Below are 15,204 nucleotides of genomic sequence, written 5' to 3'. Positions count from 1 at the left end.
CCTTTAGCGGACCATCACATCTGGGACGGTCCAACGCATTTGGAACATGTTTATGTCGAGGGCCTTGTCGATAAACCTGCAAAACAGATGGAGGCGGCGCGCACCATGGTTGTCTTCGGACGCACAGGGAAAAGGTTCCCGATGCATTGGAACAGTGGCCGGCGCGATCGGCGTGGGCCGACGCGATCGCCATGATTCAGCGGCATTTGCATCGGAGACGCCCCAGGATGCCGCAGGCACTCGGACCCGCCACCACGACGAGGCTGCTGCGGCCGGGTTTGACACTCACCAGCCTCCTGGCTCTCTTCGCCTGCGGCCCGGCCGAGCCGCCACCGCCGGAGCCGCCGCGGCCGGTTCGTGCCATCACCACATCGCTGGAGCCGGGTGGCGAGGCGGTGACGCTGACCGGGCAGGTGGAGGCGGCTGAGGAAGTCGGCTTAGCCTTCCGCATCGGCGGACGGATGATCGAGCGCAACGTGAACGTCGGCGACCAAGTCCGCGCCGGCCAGATCATCGCAAGGCTGGAGGACCGCACGCCGCGCGACAACCTGCGGGCCGCGCGGGCGGCCACCGCAGCGGCGCGGGCGGCGCTGGTGCAGGCGCGCAACCACTACGACCGGCAGAACCAGCTGCTGCGCAGCGGCTTTACCACCCGAGCTAATTACGACGACGCGGTCCGGCGCCTGCAGGCCGCCCAGTCCCAGGTGGATGCCAGCCTGGCGCAGGAGAACATCGCCGAGACGACGCTCGCCTATACGGATCTCGTGGCGGATTCCAACGGCGTTGTCACGACCCGTGGCGCCGAGCCGGGCGAGGTCGTGGCGGCGGGACAGCGCATCGTGACCCTGGCCCGTGAAGGTGGCCGCGACGCGGTGTTCGACGTGCCTGCCCGGCTGATGGAGCAGGCAGGACCCGACCCGCTGGTCACGGTGTCACTGAGCGGCAACCCATCGGTCAGGACGACCGGAAGGGTGCGGGAGATCTCGCCGCAAGCCGATCCGGTGACACGGACCTTCCGGGTAAGGGTCGGGCTGATCGATCCGCCGGAGGCCCTGCGGCTGGGCTCGACGGTCAATGGCAGCATCCAGATCGGCGGAGTGAGCGGCATCGATGTCCCGGCCTCCGCCCTGACCCGGGGCAGCCAGGGCCCGGCGGTCTGGGTGGTGAACGGCCAGGATTCCACCGTTGCCCTGCGCCCGGTCGAGGTGGCGCGCTACGACGCCGCGCGGGCCATCATCGCCGATGGACTGCAGGAGGGCGAGGTGGTGGTGACCGCGGGGGTGCAGACCCTCCGGCCCGGCCAGAAGGTCCGGCTGCTCGGCAATGGGCAGGCTGCCCCTCAGGCTGCGGCCAGGGACGGTGCGCGGTGAAGCCCTTCAACCTTTCCGAATGGGCGCTGAACAACCGCTCCATCGTCGTCTATCTGATGATCGTCGCGGTGCTGGCCGGCACCCTGTCCTTCCTGCGCCTGGGCCGGGCGGAGGACCCGGTCTTCACGATCCGCACCATGATCGTGCAGGCCAACTGGCCCGGCGCCTCCATGAAAGACACGCTGAACCAGGTCACCGAGCGGCTGGAGCGCCGACTGCAGGAAACGCCCAACCTGAACCGGCTGCGCAGCTTCACCCAGCCTGGCCAGAGCCTGATCTATGTGGAACTGCTGGGAAGCACGCCGGGCGCCAAGGTCGCGGACACCTGGTATCAGGTCCGCAAGTACATCGGTGATATCCGCCACACCCTGCCGCCCGGCATTCAGGGCCCTTTCTTCAACGATGACTTCGGCGATACTTTCGGGATCGTCTATGGCTTCACGGCGGACGGCTTCACCCATCGCGAGCTGCGCGACCATGTGGAGGAGATGCGTTCGGAACTGCTGAAGGTCCCCGACGTTTCCCGGATCGAGTTCATCGGGGCTCAGGATGAGCGGGTCTTCATCGAGTTCTCGATGGAGAAGCTGGCGGGGCTGGGCATCGACCGGAACGCCTTGATCGCCGCGTTGCAGGCGCAGAACCTGATCTCACCCGCCGGCACCATCGAGGGTGGGCAGGAGCGGCTGCTGCTGCGCGTCTCCGGCTCCTTCGAATCCGAGGACGACATCCGGGCGACGAACTTCTCCATGGGCAACCGCATCCTGCGCCTGAGCGACGTCGCGGAGGTCCATCGCGGCTATGCCGACCCACCCCAGCCGATGTTCCGCGCGAACGGGCGGGAAGCGATCGGCCTCGGCATCTCCATGCGCGACGGCGGTGACGTGCTGCAGCTCGGCCGCAACATCGATGCTGCGGCGCGGCGCGTCATGGCCGACATGCCGGTGGGGATCGAGATGCATTCGGTGGCTGAGCAGCCGCGGACGGTCGAACTGGCCATCGCCGACTTCATGGACTCCCTCTGGCAGTCCATCGCCATTATCCTGGTGGCGAGCTTTGTCAGCCTCGGCCTGCGGGCCGGCGCCATCGTCGCCCTGGCCATCCCGCTGACGCTCGCCATCGTCTTTCCCATCATGCAGGTCGCCGGCATCGACCTTCAGCGCGTCTCCCTGGGTGCTCTGATCATCGCCCTGGCGCTCATGGTGGACGACGCCATGACCACCGTGGACGCCATGATGAACCGGCTCGCGGCGGGCGATAGCAAGGAGGCGGCCGGCACCTACGCCTTCCGCGCCCTCGCCTTCTCGATGCTCGCGGGCACATTGGTGACCATCGCCGGCTTCGTGCCGATCGGCTTCGCCCGCAGCTCGGCCGGCGAATACACCTTCTCCATCTTCGCGGTCGTCACCATCGCCCTGCTGGTGTCCTGGCTGGTCGCGGTGATCTTCGCTCCCCTGCTCGGCGTGCTGATCCTGCGGCCGCCCAAGCCAGGAACCTCCAACGAGCCCGGGCGGCTGGTGCGGATCTACCGCTCCTTCCTCGGGGGGGCGATCCGCTGGCGGTGGTTGACCATCGCCGCGACAGTGGGGCTCTTCGCCCTGTCGGTCTTTGGCATGCGCTTCGTCAGCCAGCAGTTCTTTCCGCCCTCGGACCGCTATGAGCTGATGGTGGACCTGACCCTGCCGCAGAACGCCTCGATCCACGCGACCGACGCAACGGCGGCGCGGCTGGAGGCCATTCTGGCCAAGGACGCGGATGTCGAGCGCTGGAGCACCAATGTGGGCCGCGGCGCCATCCGCTTCTACCTGCCGCTGGATGTGCAGCCGCCGAACAACTTCTTCGCCCAGCTCGTGGTGATCACCAAGGGCCTGCAATCCCGCGACCGGCTGGAGACCCGGCTGGAGCAGTTGCTGCCGGAGCAGTTCCCCGATGTGGTCGGCCGCGTCTATCCGCTGGAACTGGGCCCGCCGGTCGGCTGGCCCATCCAGTACCGCGTCTCCGGCGACGATCCGGACAAGGTGCGTGATCTGGCGATGAACCTGGCCAAGGTGGTGGCCGCGCATCCCTCCACGCGCGGCACCAGCTTCGACTGGATGGAGCCCGCCCGCCAGCTTCGTGTCCGGGTGGACCAGGACGAGGCCCGGCGCCTCGGGCTGAGCTCGGCGGCGGTGGCCAGCGCCCTGAACGCGGCGATCTCCGGCACCACGGTGACGCAGATGCGCGACGGCATCTACCTGATCAACGTGGTGGTGCGGGCGGTCGAGGCCGAACGGATGTCGGTCGATGCTCTGCGGACCCTGCAAATTCCGATCCCCGGGGGGCGCACGGTGTCGCTGAGCCAGTTCGCCACCTTCGACTACGATCAGGAATATCCGATCATCATGCGCCGGAACCGCGTGCCCACGCTGACGGTTCAGGCCTATCTGCCGCGGGGCGTGCTGCCCAACGACGTGGTGGACGACCTGGAGCCGGGGATCGCCGCGGCGGTGGCGGCGCTGCCGCCCGGATACCGGATCGAGACGGGCGGCATCGTCGAGGAAAGCGCCGACTCCCTGGCCTCGGTGAAGGCGGTTGTGCCCATGATGCTGTTCATCATGCTCACCGTGCTGATTTTCCACCTGAAGAGCTTCTCAAGGCTCCTCATCGTGCTGAGCGTGGTGCCGCTGGGCCTGATCGGCGTCGCCGCCGCCTTGCTCCTGTCCAGCAGCCCGCTCGGCTTCGTCGCCATCCTGGGCGTGTTGTCGCTGATGGGCATGATCGCCAAGAACGCGGTGATCCTGGTCACGCAGATCGAGGCCGAGCGCAAGGCGGGACGCAGCGTCACCGAGGCGGCGCTGGAGGCCAGCACCTCCCGCTTCAGGCCGATCATGCTGACCGCCGTCTCCACGGTGCTCGGCATGATCCCGATCACGCCCACGGTGTTCTGGGGGCCGATGGCCTTCGCCATCATGGGCGGCCTCCTTGGTGCCACGATCCTCACGCTGATCTTCCTGCCGGTGCTCTATGTGACCTGCTTCGAAGGGCGGGTTGCGGCGCGACCAGGCTGATCCGGCCACGGCCAACCGTTCCGCCGAACAGCCTTCCCGCTTGTCCACACACCGGAAAGCATGGAGCCCCGTATGAGCAAGACATCCAACACGTCAGACGCTTCCAAGGACGGGACGGCATCGCAGCCCGGGGAGGCCACTCCGAAAGCCAGCCCGCGCGATCCTGTCGCCATCGATCTCGGCCTGCAGGGTGGAGGCTCGCACGGCGCCTTCACCTGGGGTGTACTGGACCGGCTGCTGGAGGAATCGTGGCTGGAGATCGATGCGATCAGCGGCACCTCGGCCGGGGCCATGAACGCCACTGCCCTGGTGGCCGGCTACCAACAGGGAGGACGCGATGGCGCGAGGGCGGCGCTGGAACGCTTCTGGAGCGCCGTGGCCCGGGCAGCACTGCTGAGCCCCCTCAGGCGCGGTCCGCTCGACATCCTGCTGGGCCGCTGGTCGCTGGATAGCTCTCCGGCCTTCCTGGCAATGGACATGATGGCCCGCCTGGTCTCGCCCTATGACATCCACCTGACTGGCGGCAACCCGCTGAACGCGGTTCTGGCCGAAACCATCGACTTCGGCCGCCTGGCCCATGCCCGGCAGCGCCTCTACGTCACCGCCACCAATGTTCGCACTGGCCGGGGCCGGGTCTTCCGCAACGCCGAGGTCACGCCCGAGGCGCTGATGGCCTCGGCCTGCCTGCCCACCCTCTTCCGGGCCGTGGAGATCGATGGCGAAGCTTATTGGGACGGCGGCTATGCCGGCAATCCGACCATCACCCCCCTTGTCCGCGATGGCGGTTCGGCTGATGATCTCCTGCTGGTGGCCATCAACCCGGTGGACCGGCCCGGCACGCCCCGCTCCGCAACCGAGATCCAGAACCGGCTGAACGAGATCTCCTTCAACGCCACGATCATCAAGGAGCTCCGCATGATCGCCTTGCTACAGCAAGTCGTCGCGGAGAGCCCGGCGAAGCTGGACAGTAGGCGAGTGGAGGGAGCGCGCTGGGCCAGCTTCCGTGTGCATCTCCTCTCCAGCCCCGTGATGATCGATCTCGGCTACTCCTCCAAGCTGAACGCGGAATGGGAGTTCCTCACTTTTCTGCGCGACGAGGGCAGGCGGACGGCGGAGCGTTTCCTCGCCGAGAATGGTGACAAGATCGGCCGCCGCTCCTCCGCGGACCTGAACAAGCTGCTGGAGGGTGTCTGAACCCATGGGTCTTCTCGGAATCCTCCTGGGACTGGCCCTTCTCATGGGGCTGGCCTTCCGGGGCTGGAGCGTGCTTCTCCTCGCACCCGCGGCGGCCCTCGTGGCGGCGGGCTTCGCCGGTGAGCCGTTGCTCGCCAATTGGACCCAGACCTTCATGGGCGGCGCGGCGGGCTTTATCGCGCAGTTCTTTCCGCTCTTCCTGCTGGGCGGAGTCTTCGGCAAGCTGATGGATGACAGCGGGTCGGTCACCGCCATCGCCAACGGCATGACGGCCCGGCTCGGCACCAAGCGGGCCATCCTGTCCGTGGTGCTGGCCGGCGCGCTCGTCACCTATGGCGGCGTGAGCCTCTTCGTGGCCTTCTTCGTGCTGGCCCCGATGGCACATGCGATGTTCCGGGCCGCGGATATCCCGCACCGGCTCATGCCGGGAACGATCATGCTCGGCGCCTCGACCTTCACCATGTCGGCGCTGCCGGGCACGCCCGCCATCCAGAACGCCATTCCGATGCCCTTCTTCGGCACCTCGCCCTGGGCGGCGCCCGGGCTCGGCATCATCGCCGCTCTCGTCATGGCGGCCACCGGACTCTGGTGGCTGGATTACCGCGAGAGGCAGGCACGTAGGGCCGGGGAGGGTTACCGGCTGTCGGGCGCCGGCGGACAGGAGGCCACGGAGCGGGCAGCCGGCGATTCCGTGGTCCGCGAGCACGCGGCGGTCTCGGGGGAGTTCGATCCGGCCGAAATCCACCGCGGCGAGCACGGCCGGAGCGAGCCGGGCTTCTGGACCGCCCTGGCGCCGATCGGCGTGGTGCTGGTGGTCAACCTGCTGATGACGGCGGTCGTCCTGCCACGTATGGACACGGGCTTCCTGGCCGATCCGCGCTGGGGCGGCACCGCGATCGAGGCGGTCGCGGGTGTCTGGTCGGTGGTCGTGGCGCTTTTCGCGGCCTGCGTGGCGGTGGTTTTGCTGAACCGCGCCAACCTGCCTTCCTTGCGCGCGACGCTGGACGCGGGCGCCAACTCGGCCGTCCTGCCCGTCCTCGGCGTCGGCAGCCTGGTCGGCTTCGGCGCGGTGGTGGCCTCCCTGCCGGCCTTCGAGATGGTGCGCGACCAGGTCCTCGGCATCGGCGGGGGGCCGCTGGTTTCGCTGGCGGTGGCGACGAACGTGCTGGCGGCATTGACGGGTTCGGCCTCGGGCGGGTTGACCATCGCGCTCGACACGCTGGGCCCGACCTATCTGCGTATCGCCGCCGAACAGGGGATCGATCCCGGTCTGTTGCACCGTGTCGCGGTGATCGGTGCCGGTACGCTGGATGCCCTGCCGCACAATGGAGCGGTGGTGACGCTCCTCGCGGTCTGCGGCTCCAGTCATCGGAACAGCTACCTGGATATCTTCATGTCCAGCGTTGTCAGTGCTCTCGTGGCCCTGGTGATCGTGATCGTGTTGGGAGGCCTGATCGGCTCCTTCTGATCCGCTTGCTACGGTTCAGCAGATCGCCGGGGGGCGGTCTTCCCGGAGCTGGAGGCCCGGTTTTTGCCGGTGCTTCTGCTACGCATCGCGGTGATGTTCGGCACGGCAGCCCTGACAACGGCAAGTCGCATCCATTGTCCCTGTCCGATGGAAGAAGACGTGTAACGGATCAGCCCCGAAAAACACCATTGACATTGGTCATATATAAGACATAAGCTCTTTCTAATACGTATTAGGAGCGAGGATTATGGTCCGGGGGAGGTCGCAGGAACGTCCTCGGCGCACAGGCGCCGCGACCAGCCTGGACGTGGCGCGTCTCGCTGGCGTGTCGCAGACCACCGTTTCCCTGGTGCTCAATGACGCCAGCCGAAAGGTCGGCCTGTCGGAAGCAACGCAGCAGCGCGTGCGGGAAGCGGCGCTGCAACTTGGCTACACGCCGAATTCCGTCGCCCGGAACCTGCGGCGGCGGCGCACGAACACCCTGACCTTCATCTGCCCTGACCTGAGCAACCCCTATTTCGCCGAGGTGATGGGCGCGGCGCAGCGGGCGGCGCAGGAGAAGGGCTATCTCCTCGACATCCTGGCCGCGCAGGACGCAGCCGACAAGCTGCGGGCCGTTGCGCGCATGCGGAGTGGCGTGTCGGATGGCGTGATCACCTCGGCGCCCACGCAGGCGATCTGGGAGGAGCTGAAATCCCTGACCCGACAGGGGTTTCCCTGCGTGACTCTGCAGGATCAGGGCGAGGACGCATCCATTCCCTGCGTCGGGGTGGATCTCGAAGCCGGCGGACACATGGCGACCCGGCATCTGCTGGACTGCGGCTACCGGCGGATCGGCCATGTCTGCGCCCATCAGAGCCATCCTCTGCGACGGCAGGAGCGTGTGCACGGATACCGGCGCGCCTTGCTGGAGGCCGGGCTGGAGCATCGCCCCGCCTGGGAGATCGAGGTGCCGAACAGCCCCGAAGGCGGTGTCGAGGCGGTCGGGCGTCTGCTGACACTGCCTTCGCCGCGCCCCGAGGCACTGTTCGTCTTCAACGATCAGATGGCGATCGGCGTCTTGCACGCCTTGCGCCGCCATGGGCTCCGCGTACCGGAGGACATGGCCGTGGTCGGCTTCGACGGCATTGCGCTGACAGGTTTCGGCAACCCGACACTGACCACGGTGGAACATCCGCGGCAGGAACTCGGCCGTCAGGCTGCCATCAGCCTGATCGAACGCCTGGAAGGGGTGGAGCGGCCGGAACCGCACAGTCTCCTGCCAGGGCGGCTTCTGATACGCGAATCCTGCGGTGGCTTGAAACGGAGCGGGCTGCTGGAGGGTGTGGCCGCCTAGCGCGGCGTGAGGTGACGAGCCGCGGAAAGCGGCCGGACAGAGAGGGACGGACCATGAAGCAGACATACGCGACGGGATGGCGGCCAGGCCGCCGGAGCCTGCTGGGGGCCGGCATCGCGCTGGCCGGTGCGGCGGCCCGGCCGGTATGGGCACAGGGCGCCGTGAACCTCAACTTCGCCGTCTGGGGCAACCGGGCGGAGGAGGAGGCCTTCCGGCGGCTGATCGCGGGCTATACCGCGCAGCACCCGAACGTCTCCATCCGGCTGGAGCTGAACGGCTCCTCGGCGCAGCTCTACCAGCAGGTGGATACGCGCCTCGCCGGCCGGCAGGCCCCGGACCTCATCCGGATCCAGTACCAACAGGTGGGCCGCTACGCGAAGGCGGGGGCCATCGTCGATCTGAGCGGGCAGCTGGACGCCGGCATGGACAGCCAGTTCGCGCCTGCCTTGTGGAAGGCAGCGACCTACCGCGGCAAGTCCTTCGCCATACCGCACCACACCGACACCCTGGCTGTCTATTGCAACATGGAGATGTTCCGGCGCATCGGCGTCGAGCTGCCCTCCAGGCTGGAGGACAGTTGGCGCTGGGAGGAGTTCATCCGCATCGCGCGGCTGCTGAAGGAGAAGGCCGAGGCGCCCTTCGGCTTCGCCTGCGCCTGGCAGAACACCGCCGCCTATCGCTTCCTCCCCTTCCTCTACCAGCATGGCGGCCGGTTGCTGGATGCGGATCTGCGCCAGCCGCAACTTTCCTCACGCGAAGGCATCGAGACCCTGGCCTGGACCCAGTCCTGGTTCATCGAGAAGCTCGTGCCGCCCACCACCTCGATCAAGAGCAACGAGCAAACGCAGAACCTCTTCGCCAACGGCACGATCGGCATGATGGTGCATGGCGACTGGCAGATTCCCTTCCTGCAGGAAGCGATGACGCGGGCGGAATGGCGGGTCACCTACATGCCACGCGACCTGTCCATGGCGTCCGATCTAGGCGGGAACTGCCTAGCCGTCACACGCGACAGCAAGAACCGCGACGTGGCCATCGATTTCCTCCGCTTCGCCACCACCGAGGCCAATATGCGCGACTTCTGTCTCGCGGGCGGCTTCCTGCCGGTGCGGAAGAGCCTGATGGAAGGTACGCTCGACTATCCGCTGCGGCCCGACGCGATGAAGGTCTTCGTGGAACAGTCGCGCACCATCCCGGACCATCTGGCGGCCACGGTGACGCTGCCGGATTTCAGCCGCATCAATGCGAAGCTCGCCGAGCAGCTGGATCTCACCTTCACCTCCGGCCAGACGCCGAAGGTTGCCGCCGAGAACGTGGACAGCACCATCCGCAGCGTCCTCAAGGACTGAACCCCCTGACCCGCCCCCTCCTGCCCAGAGGCGAACCATGCCCAGCAGCCTGGTCCTGACAAGCGCCGCGCATCCCTCCGCCGCGGTACGGGCGCGCCGGTCCTTCCGGCGCCCCTGGATGACGGCCTATGCCTTCATCAGCCCCAATCTGGTGCTGTTCAGCGCCTTCAGCTTCTTTCCGCTGCTCTATGCCTTCTACATCAGCTTCCATGACTGGAGCCTGATCGGCGATGCCGAGTATGCGGGCCTCGCCAATTACCGCCGGCTGCTGGGCGACACGCAGTTCTGGCACGCCCTGCTCAATACCGCGGCCTATGCACTGGCTTCCGTCCCGACCACCATGGCGGGCGGCCTGCTGCTGGCGGTGGCGCTGAACCGGCAACTACCGGGCCGGGTCTTCCTGCGCAGCGTCTACTTTCTGCCCGTCGTCGTCTCGGCCGTTGCCACCGGCATCATCGCCGCCTGGCTGTTCAACGAGCACTACGGCGTCATCAATTCCCTGGTCGTGCGCCTGGGCGGAGATCGCATCCCCTGGCTGTCCTCGCCGAACTGGGCGCTGCCCTCTCTCGTGCTGGCGACCCTCTGGGTGCGGGTGGGCTTCTGCATGGTGGTCTATCTCGCCGCCCTGCAATCCATTCCAGCCCTGTACTACGAGGCCGCGGCGATGGACGGCGCCTCGCCCTTCCGCCAGTTCCGCAAGATTACCCTTCCCCTTCTGCGGCCGGCTACCTTCCTTCTCCTGGTGCTGAGCGTGATCCACTCCTTCCAGGTCTTCGACCTCATCTATGTCATGACCGGCGGCGGACCGGGCTTCTCCACCACCATGCTGGTGCAGTACATCTACCAGTCTGCCTTCACGACTTCCGAGATGGGCTATGCCAGCGCCATCGGCGTGGTGCTCTACGCCATCGTGCTGGGCTTCACCATCATCCAGTGGCGGATGAGCCGCCAATCGGAGAACGTGCTGTGAGCGGCGCAACCCTGGAAACGGGCGCCTCGCGCCCCGGCCATCGCCGGACCGGCACCGTGCTGATCTGGATCGCCCTGGCCCTCGGCGCGGCGGCCATGATCTTCCCGCTCTACTGGATGCTCGCCACCGCCATCCGGCCTCGTTCGGAGGTCTTCCAGCCCGTGGTCAGCCTCATCCCGCAGGTCCTGACGCTGGAGAACTTCCGCAACATCTGGGAACGGCATCCCTTCCTGACCTGGACACTGAACTCCACCTTTATCGCGGTGGTGGCGGTGGTGATCACGGTCTCCGCCAACCTGCTCTGCGGCTATGTCTTCGCCAAGTTCCGCTTCCCCGGGCGCGATGTTCTGTTCTTCGCGATCCTGGGCGCGCTGATGATCCCGATCCAGGTGATCCTGGTGCCCGAATTCCTCGTGGTGTCCTGGCTCGGCCTGCTGAACTCGCCCTGGGGGGTCATCCTGCCCCGCGCGGCGGAGGCCTTCGGCGTCTTCATGGTGCGCCAGTTCATGGTGAGCATCCCGGACGAGTTGCTGGAGGCCGCGCGCCTGGACGGCGCGGGCGAGATGCGGATCTTCCTGCGGATCGTGCTGCCCCTCTCCAAGCCCATCATCGCCGTGCTGGTGATCTTCACCTTCATGTGGCGCTGGAACGACTTCGCCTGGCCGCTGGTGGTGTTGACCGACCAGGACCTTTTCACCCTGCCGCTCGGCTTGAACCTGCTGCGCGGCGAAGCCAATCCGGACTGGGGCGGCGTCATGGCCCTGGCCCTGATCTCCCTCCTGCCGATGCTGCTCATCTTCCTGATCTTCCAGCGCTACCTCGTGCAGGGGATCGCCAGCACCGGCCTGAAGTGAACCCGTTCCGACCCTCATCAACCGAGAAGAGAACATGACAAAGATCGCCATGATCGGCGCCGGTAGCGTCGTCTTCGTCAAGAACCTGCTCACGGACATCCTCAGCCTTCCTTCAATGAAGGAGTGCGAGATCGCGCTGCACGACATCGACCCGGAGCGCCTGGAGACGGCCGGGATGATGGCGCGCTGGACCTCCGGGCAGTTCGCTGCCGGGGCCGCCGTTACCGAGCACGCCGACCGCCGCCGCTGCCTGGAAGGCGCGGATTTCGTGATCAACATGGTGCAGATCGGCATGCACCAGGCGACACTGCTGGACTTCGATATCCCGCGCCGGTACGGCCTCAAGCAGACCATCGCCGACACGGTGGGCATCGGCGGAATCTTCCGTGGGCTGAGGACCATCCCCTTCATGATGGACCTCGTGCGCGACATGCGGGCGGTCTGCCCCGGCGCCCTGCTGCTGAACTATACCAACCCGATGAGCATCCTGACCTGGGCGGTCTACAGGGCCTTTCCGGAGCAGCAGGTGGTCGGGCTCTGCCACAACGTGCAGCACACGGCGCGCGACCTCGCTTCCTATCTCGGCGTGGACCGCTCGCGTCTCAGCTACGACTGCGCCGGCATCAACCACATGACCTGGTTCCTGCGGTTGGAGATCGACGGCAAGGACGCCTACCCGCAGCTCCGCCGTGCGGCACGGAACCCGGAGATCTTCGCCAAGGACAAGATCCGCTTCGAACTGATGGAGCATCTGGGGCGCTTCGTCAGCGAATCGAGCGAGCACACCGCGGAGTACACGCCCTACTTCCTCCGCCGCGAGGACCAGATCGCCGAGTATGACGTGCCAGTGGACGAGTATGTCCGCCGCAGCGAGCGCAACCTGCGGCGCTATGCCGAGACGCGGCAGAAGCTGCTGGCCGGCGATAGCTTCCCGCTGGAGCGCAGCGACGAGTACGGCGCCGCGATCATCAACGGCATGGTGACGGGCGAGCCTCAGCTCATTTACGGCAACGTCCGGAACACCGGGCTGATCGAGAACCTGCCGCGCGACTGCTGCGTCGAGGTGCCGGTGATCGTGGACCGCAACGGACTGCGTGCCTGCCATGTCGGGACCCTGCCCCCGGAACTGGCGGCTCATTGCGCGCCGCATGTCTTCGTGCAGGAGCTCACGGTCCGTGCCGCGCTGGAAGGTGACCGGGATGCGGTCTATCGCGCCGCGGTGCTCGATCGCCATGCCGCGAGCGTGCTGTCGCTGCGGGAGATCCGCAGCATGGTGGATGACCTGATCGCGGCGCATGGTCCGGCCATGCCCCTGGGGGTCCGTTCGGAAGCGATGGCCGCCTGACGGAGCGCCGAGCTGGGCGGAAAGGTCCGCCCCGCCCATACCAGAATGTCAGAAGGGGAGAGATGGATGAGCTGGCTGACCCTGGAACATGTCCACAAGCGTTTCGCTGAGCACGCGGTGATCCAGGACGTGAACCTGTCCGTGACCAATGGGGAATTCGTGGTCTTCGTCGGCCCCTCGGGCTGCGGCAAGTCCACCCTGCTGCGCATGATCGCGGGGCTGGAAAGCATCAGCGAAGGCGCCCTGCGCATCGATGGGGAGGTGATGAACGACGTGCCGGCGGCGCAGCGCGGCATCGCCATGGTCTTCCAGTCCTATGCGCTCTACCCGCATATGAACGTGTACAAGAACATGGCCTTCGCGTTGGAAACGGCCCGGATGCCGAAGTCGGAGATCGACGCGCGGGTCCGCCGCGCCGCCGGGATCCTGCAGCTCGATCATCTGCTCGACCGCAAGCCGAAGCAGCTTTCCGGCGGGCAGCGTCAGCGCGTGGCCATCGGCCGCGCCATCGTGCGGGAGCCCAAGATCTTCCTCTTCGACGAGCCTCTCTCGAACCTCGATGCCGAGTTGCGCGTACAGATGCGCGTGGAGATTGCGAAGCTGCACCAGCAACTCGGCAACACGATGATCTACGTGACCCATGATCAGGTCGAGGCCATGACCATGGCGGACAAGATCGTGGTCCTCCGGGGTGGGAAGGTAGAACAGGTCGGCTCGCCACTCGAACTCTACAACAACCCCGTCAACCGCTTCGTGGCGGGCTTCATCGGCAGCCCCAAGATGAACTTCCTGCAGGCAACCCTGCGGCCAGCGCGGGATGGCACGGCCCAGGTGTCGTTGGGCGACACGGTGCTGCCCCTGCCGCATCTTCGCTGGCAGGGCGAGGCAGATTGCAGCTTCGGAATCAGGCCCGAGCACCTACGCCTCGGTGGCGACGGCACGTGCCTCGGTGATGCCAGGGTCCAGCTCGTCGAGCAGTTGGGTGGCTCGTCGCTGATCTATGGAACCCTGGCCGATGGGCAGCCCATCACCGCCCAGCTCGAGGGCCAGCAGAAGCCCAGGCCTGGTGAGAGCGTGCCTCTGCATCTCAACGTGTCGCTGGCCCATCTCTTCCGCCTGGATGGGGAGCAGGTGGTGCCCCGGTCCCCTTGATCATGGCCGGAAACAGGCCCGTCGTTCTGGACCGTCGGTAGTCTCGGCGGGCCGGACGATGCGGGGCTGTCACGGAATGGTCGCCAGTGCGGTTGTTGGCATGTCCGCATAGCAGCAGGCAGGGAGCGTGGCCTCCGGGATTCTCCAGCGTGAATGCCGGCCATCCTTCGGGCTGTGGCAACGGCATCAGTACACCGCGCTGCCGCGAGTGCGGCACGCGGCATCGTCCAGCCCTTGCACCAGGGTCACTTCCTTGCGCTTTACCGAAAACGTAAGTCCACAAGGCCCGGTGATAGCCGGCTTGCGGGCAGCCCGTCCGCCTGGAAGCCGTCCCATGGGGCGCAGAGCCCGGCGCCGTTCTGGACGTCCAACTCTCTATGCCTCCGATGCTGGCATCAGTAGCCTTTCAAACAGGCACCTGAACCTCATGACCGGACCGTTGCAGGTTTGGATATCTACTGGACCCTAAAGTATTTCTGAAGTAAATATTAATAAATTTCACTAAAGTTTCTTGGAAATTTACCTTGTCATAACCTGAGGATACTTTGAAGGAATGATAGACTGAAATTCAGTCAGATGCTGTAGCTTCTTTCACGAAGCAGTTGACCATCCACCCATTACCATGCAGCAATCTATTTTGCGACACCGTCGGCCTTGGCGGAGCGCGCCGGCTTCATCATGCCAACAAGGCAACACCGCACCACGGAGATTCAAGTCTTGGATCGTAAAAGCATCCGACTGTCTCGTCGCGCCGTTCTCGCAGTCCCAGCGGTTGCCCTGCTGAGTAGCGGTGCCCTCAAAGCCAGGGCTCAAGGCAACTCATTGATGTTGAGTTTCGCTGAGAACTGACCCGGGGTTTTCATCGAGAACTGACCCGTGCAGGGATATGTCCCGCGGGCTCTGGTCGTGGGTCAAGCGGGTGTTTTAGCTCTCCTGTTCCTGGGTTCGGCCGAACTGCTCCTGAACCGGAAACTGTCGTTGCCGGTTTCCAGGATGTGGCAGTGGTGTGTGAGCCGGTCGAGCAAGGCCGTCGTCATCTTGGCGTCGCCGAACACGCCACCCCACTCGCTGAAACTCAGGTTGGTGGTGATCACGACGCTGGTGCGCTCGTAGAGCTTGCTG

At 66.1% G+C, this 15,204-nt stretch carries 11 protein-coding genes; 10 read left to right on the top strand and 1 reads right to left on the bottom strand.

Annotation, left to right across the window (positions count from 1 at the left end; translation table 11 throughout):
• Positions 1-227: 227 nt before the first annotated feature.
• The 10 genes from BT98_RS0114505 (at position 228) to BT98_RS0114460 (ending at position 14,082) form a co-directional block, all read left to right on the top strand.
• Positions 228-1,370 (top strand): efflux RND transporter periplasmic adaptor subunit, encoded by a 1,143-nt coding sequence (locus BT98_RS0114505; RefSeq protein WP_019462987.1) that lies wholly within the window; start codon positions 228-230, stop codon positions 1,368-1,370.
• Entirely contained in the window at positions 1,367-4,414 is a 3,048-nt protein-coding gene (locus BT98_RS0114500; protein ID WP_019462988.1) for an efflux RND transporter permease subunit, read from the top strand. The genes BT98_RS0114505 and BT98_RS0114500 overlap by 4 nt, the downstream gene beginning before the upstream one ends.
• Positions 4,415-4,486: 72 nt before the next feature.
• Positions 4,487-5,608, top strand: a complete 1,122-nt coding sequence (locus tag BT98_RS0114495) for a patatin-like phospholipase family protein (RefSeq protein ID WP_019462989.1) — start codon at positions 4,487-4,489, stop codon at positions 5,606-5,608.
• A gap of 4 nt (positions 5,609-5,612) precedes the next feature.
• Positions 5,613-7,076 (top strand): GntP family permease, encoded by a 1,464-nt coding sequence (locus BT98_RS0114490; protein WP_019462990.1) that lies wholly within the window; start codon positions 5,613-5,615, stop codon positions 7,074-7,076.
• 247 nt (positions 7,077-7,323) lie between these two features.
• Positions 7,324-8,412, top strand: coding sequence for a LacI family DNA-binding transcriptional regulator (locus BT98_RS0114485; RefSeq protein ID WP_075822395.1), 1,089 nt, complete (start codon positions 7,324-7,326; stop codon positions 8,410-8,412).
• 53 nt (positions 8,413-8,465) lie between these two features.
• Entirely contained in the window at positions 8,466-9,761 is a 1,296-nt protein-coding gene (locus tag BT98_RS0114480) for an ABC transporter substrate-binding protein (protein ID WP_019462992.1), read from the top strand.
• 37 nt (positions 9,762-9,798) lie between these two features.
• A complete protein-coding gene (locus BT98_RS0114475; protein WP_019462993.1) occupies positions 9,799-10,731 on the top strand; it encodes a carbohydrate ABC transporter permease in 933 nt (310 codons plus the stop codon).
• Positions 10,728-11,585: a carbohydrate ABC transporter permease gene (locus BT98_RS0114470; RefSeq protein ID WP_019462994.1), complete on the top strand. Its 858-nt coding sequence runs from the start codon at positions 10,728-10,730 to the stop codon at positions 11,583-11,585. Before BT98_RS0114475 ends, BT98_RS0114470 begins: the two co-directional genes overlap by 4 nt.
• A 34-nt stretch (positions 11,586-11,619) precedes the next feature.
• On the top strand, positions 11,620-12,930 hold the full coding sequence (gene melA / locus BT98_RS0114465; RefSeq protein WP_019462995.1) for an alpha-glucosidase/alpha-galactosidase: 1,311 nt from the start codon (positions 11,620-11,622) through the stop codon (positions 12,928-12,930).
• 66 nt (positions 12,931-12,996) lie between these two features.
• Positions 12,997-14,082: an ABC transporter ATP-binding protein gene (locus BT98_RS0114460; protein WP_019462996.1), complete on the top strand. Its 1,086-nt coding sequence runs from the start codon at positions 12,997-12,999 to the stop codon at positions 14,080-14,082.
• Between the two features lie 911 nt (positions 14,083-14,993).
• Here BT98_RS0114460 and BT98_RS24490 read toward each other — a convergent pair.
• Positions 14,994-15,204, bottom strand: a 211-nt coding sequence (locus BT98_RS24490) for an ATP-binding protein (RefSeq protein ID WP_037250982.1), incomplete at its 5' end; no start/stop codon positions are given.

It is taken from the genome of Roseomonas mucosa ATCC BAA-692, from assembly GCF_000622225.1.
GTDB lineage: Bacteria > Pseudomonadota > Alphaproteobacteria > Acetobacterales > Acetobacteraceae > Roseomonas > Roseomonas mucosa.
Note: the sequence above shows the minus strand (reverse complement) of the source record. Positions and strands in the feature narration are given on the sequence as shown.

Bases quoted from the DNA above. Each gene is read 5' to 3' on its own strand.
- BT98_RS0114505 (WP_019462987.1), top strand. From the start codon at position 228: ATGCCGCAGGCACTCGGACCCGCCACCACGACGAGGCTGCTGCGGCCG.
- BT98_RS0114495 (WP_019462989.1), top strand. From the start codon at position 4,487: ATGAGCAAGACATCCAACACGTCAGACGCTTCCAAGGACGGGACGGCA.
- BT98_RS0114490 (WP_019462990.1), top strand. From the start codon at position 5,613: ATGGGTCTTCTCGGAATCCTCCTGGGACTGGCCCTTCTCATGGGGCTG.
- BT98_RS0114485 (WP_075822395.1), top strand. From the start codon at position 7,324: ATGGTCCGGGGGAGGTCGCAGGAACGTCCTCGGCGCACAGGCGCCGCG.
- BT98_RS0114480 (WP_019462992.1), top strand. From the start codon at position 8,466: ATGAAGCAGACATACGCGACGGGATGGCGGCCAGGCCGCCGGAGCCTG.
- BT98_RS0114475 (WP_019462993.1), top strand. From the start codon at position 9,799: ATGCCCAGCAGCCTGGTCCTGACAAGCGCCGCGCATCCCTCCGCCGCG.
- melA (WP_019462995.1), top strand. From the start codon at position 11,620: ATGACAAAGATCGCCATGATCGGCGCCGGTAGCGTCGTCTTCGTCAAG.
- BT98_RS0114460 (WP_019462996.1), top strand. From the start codon at position 12,997: ATGAGCTGGCTGACCCTGGAACATGTCCACAAGCGTTTCGCTGAGCAC.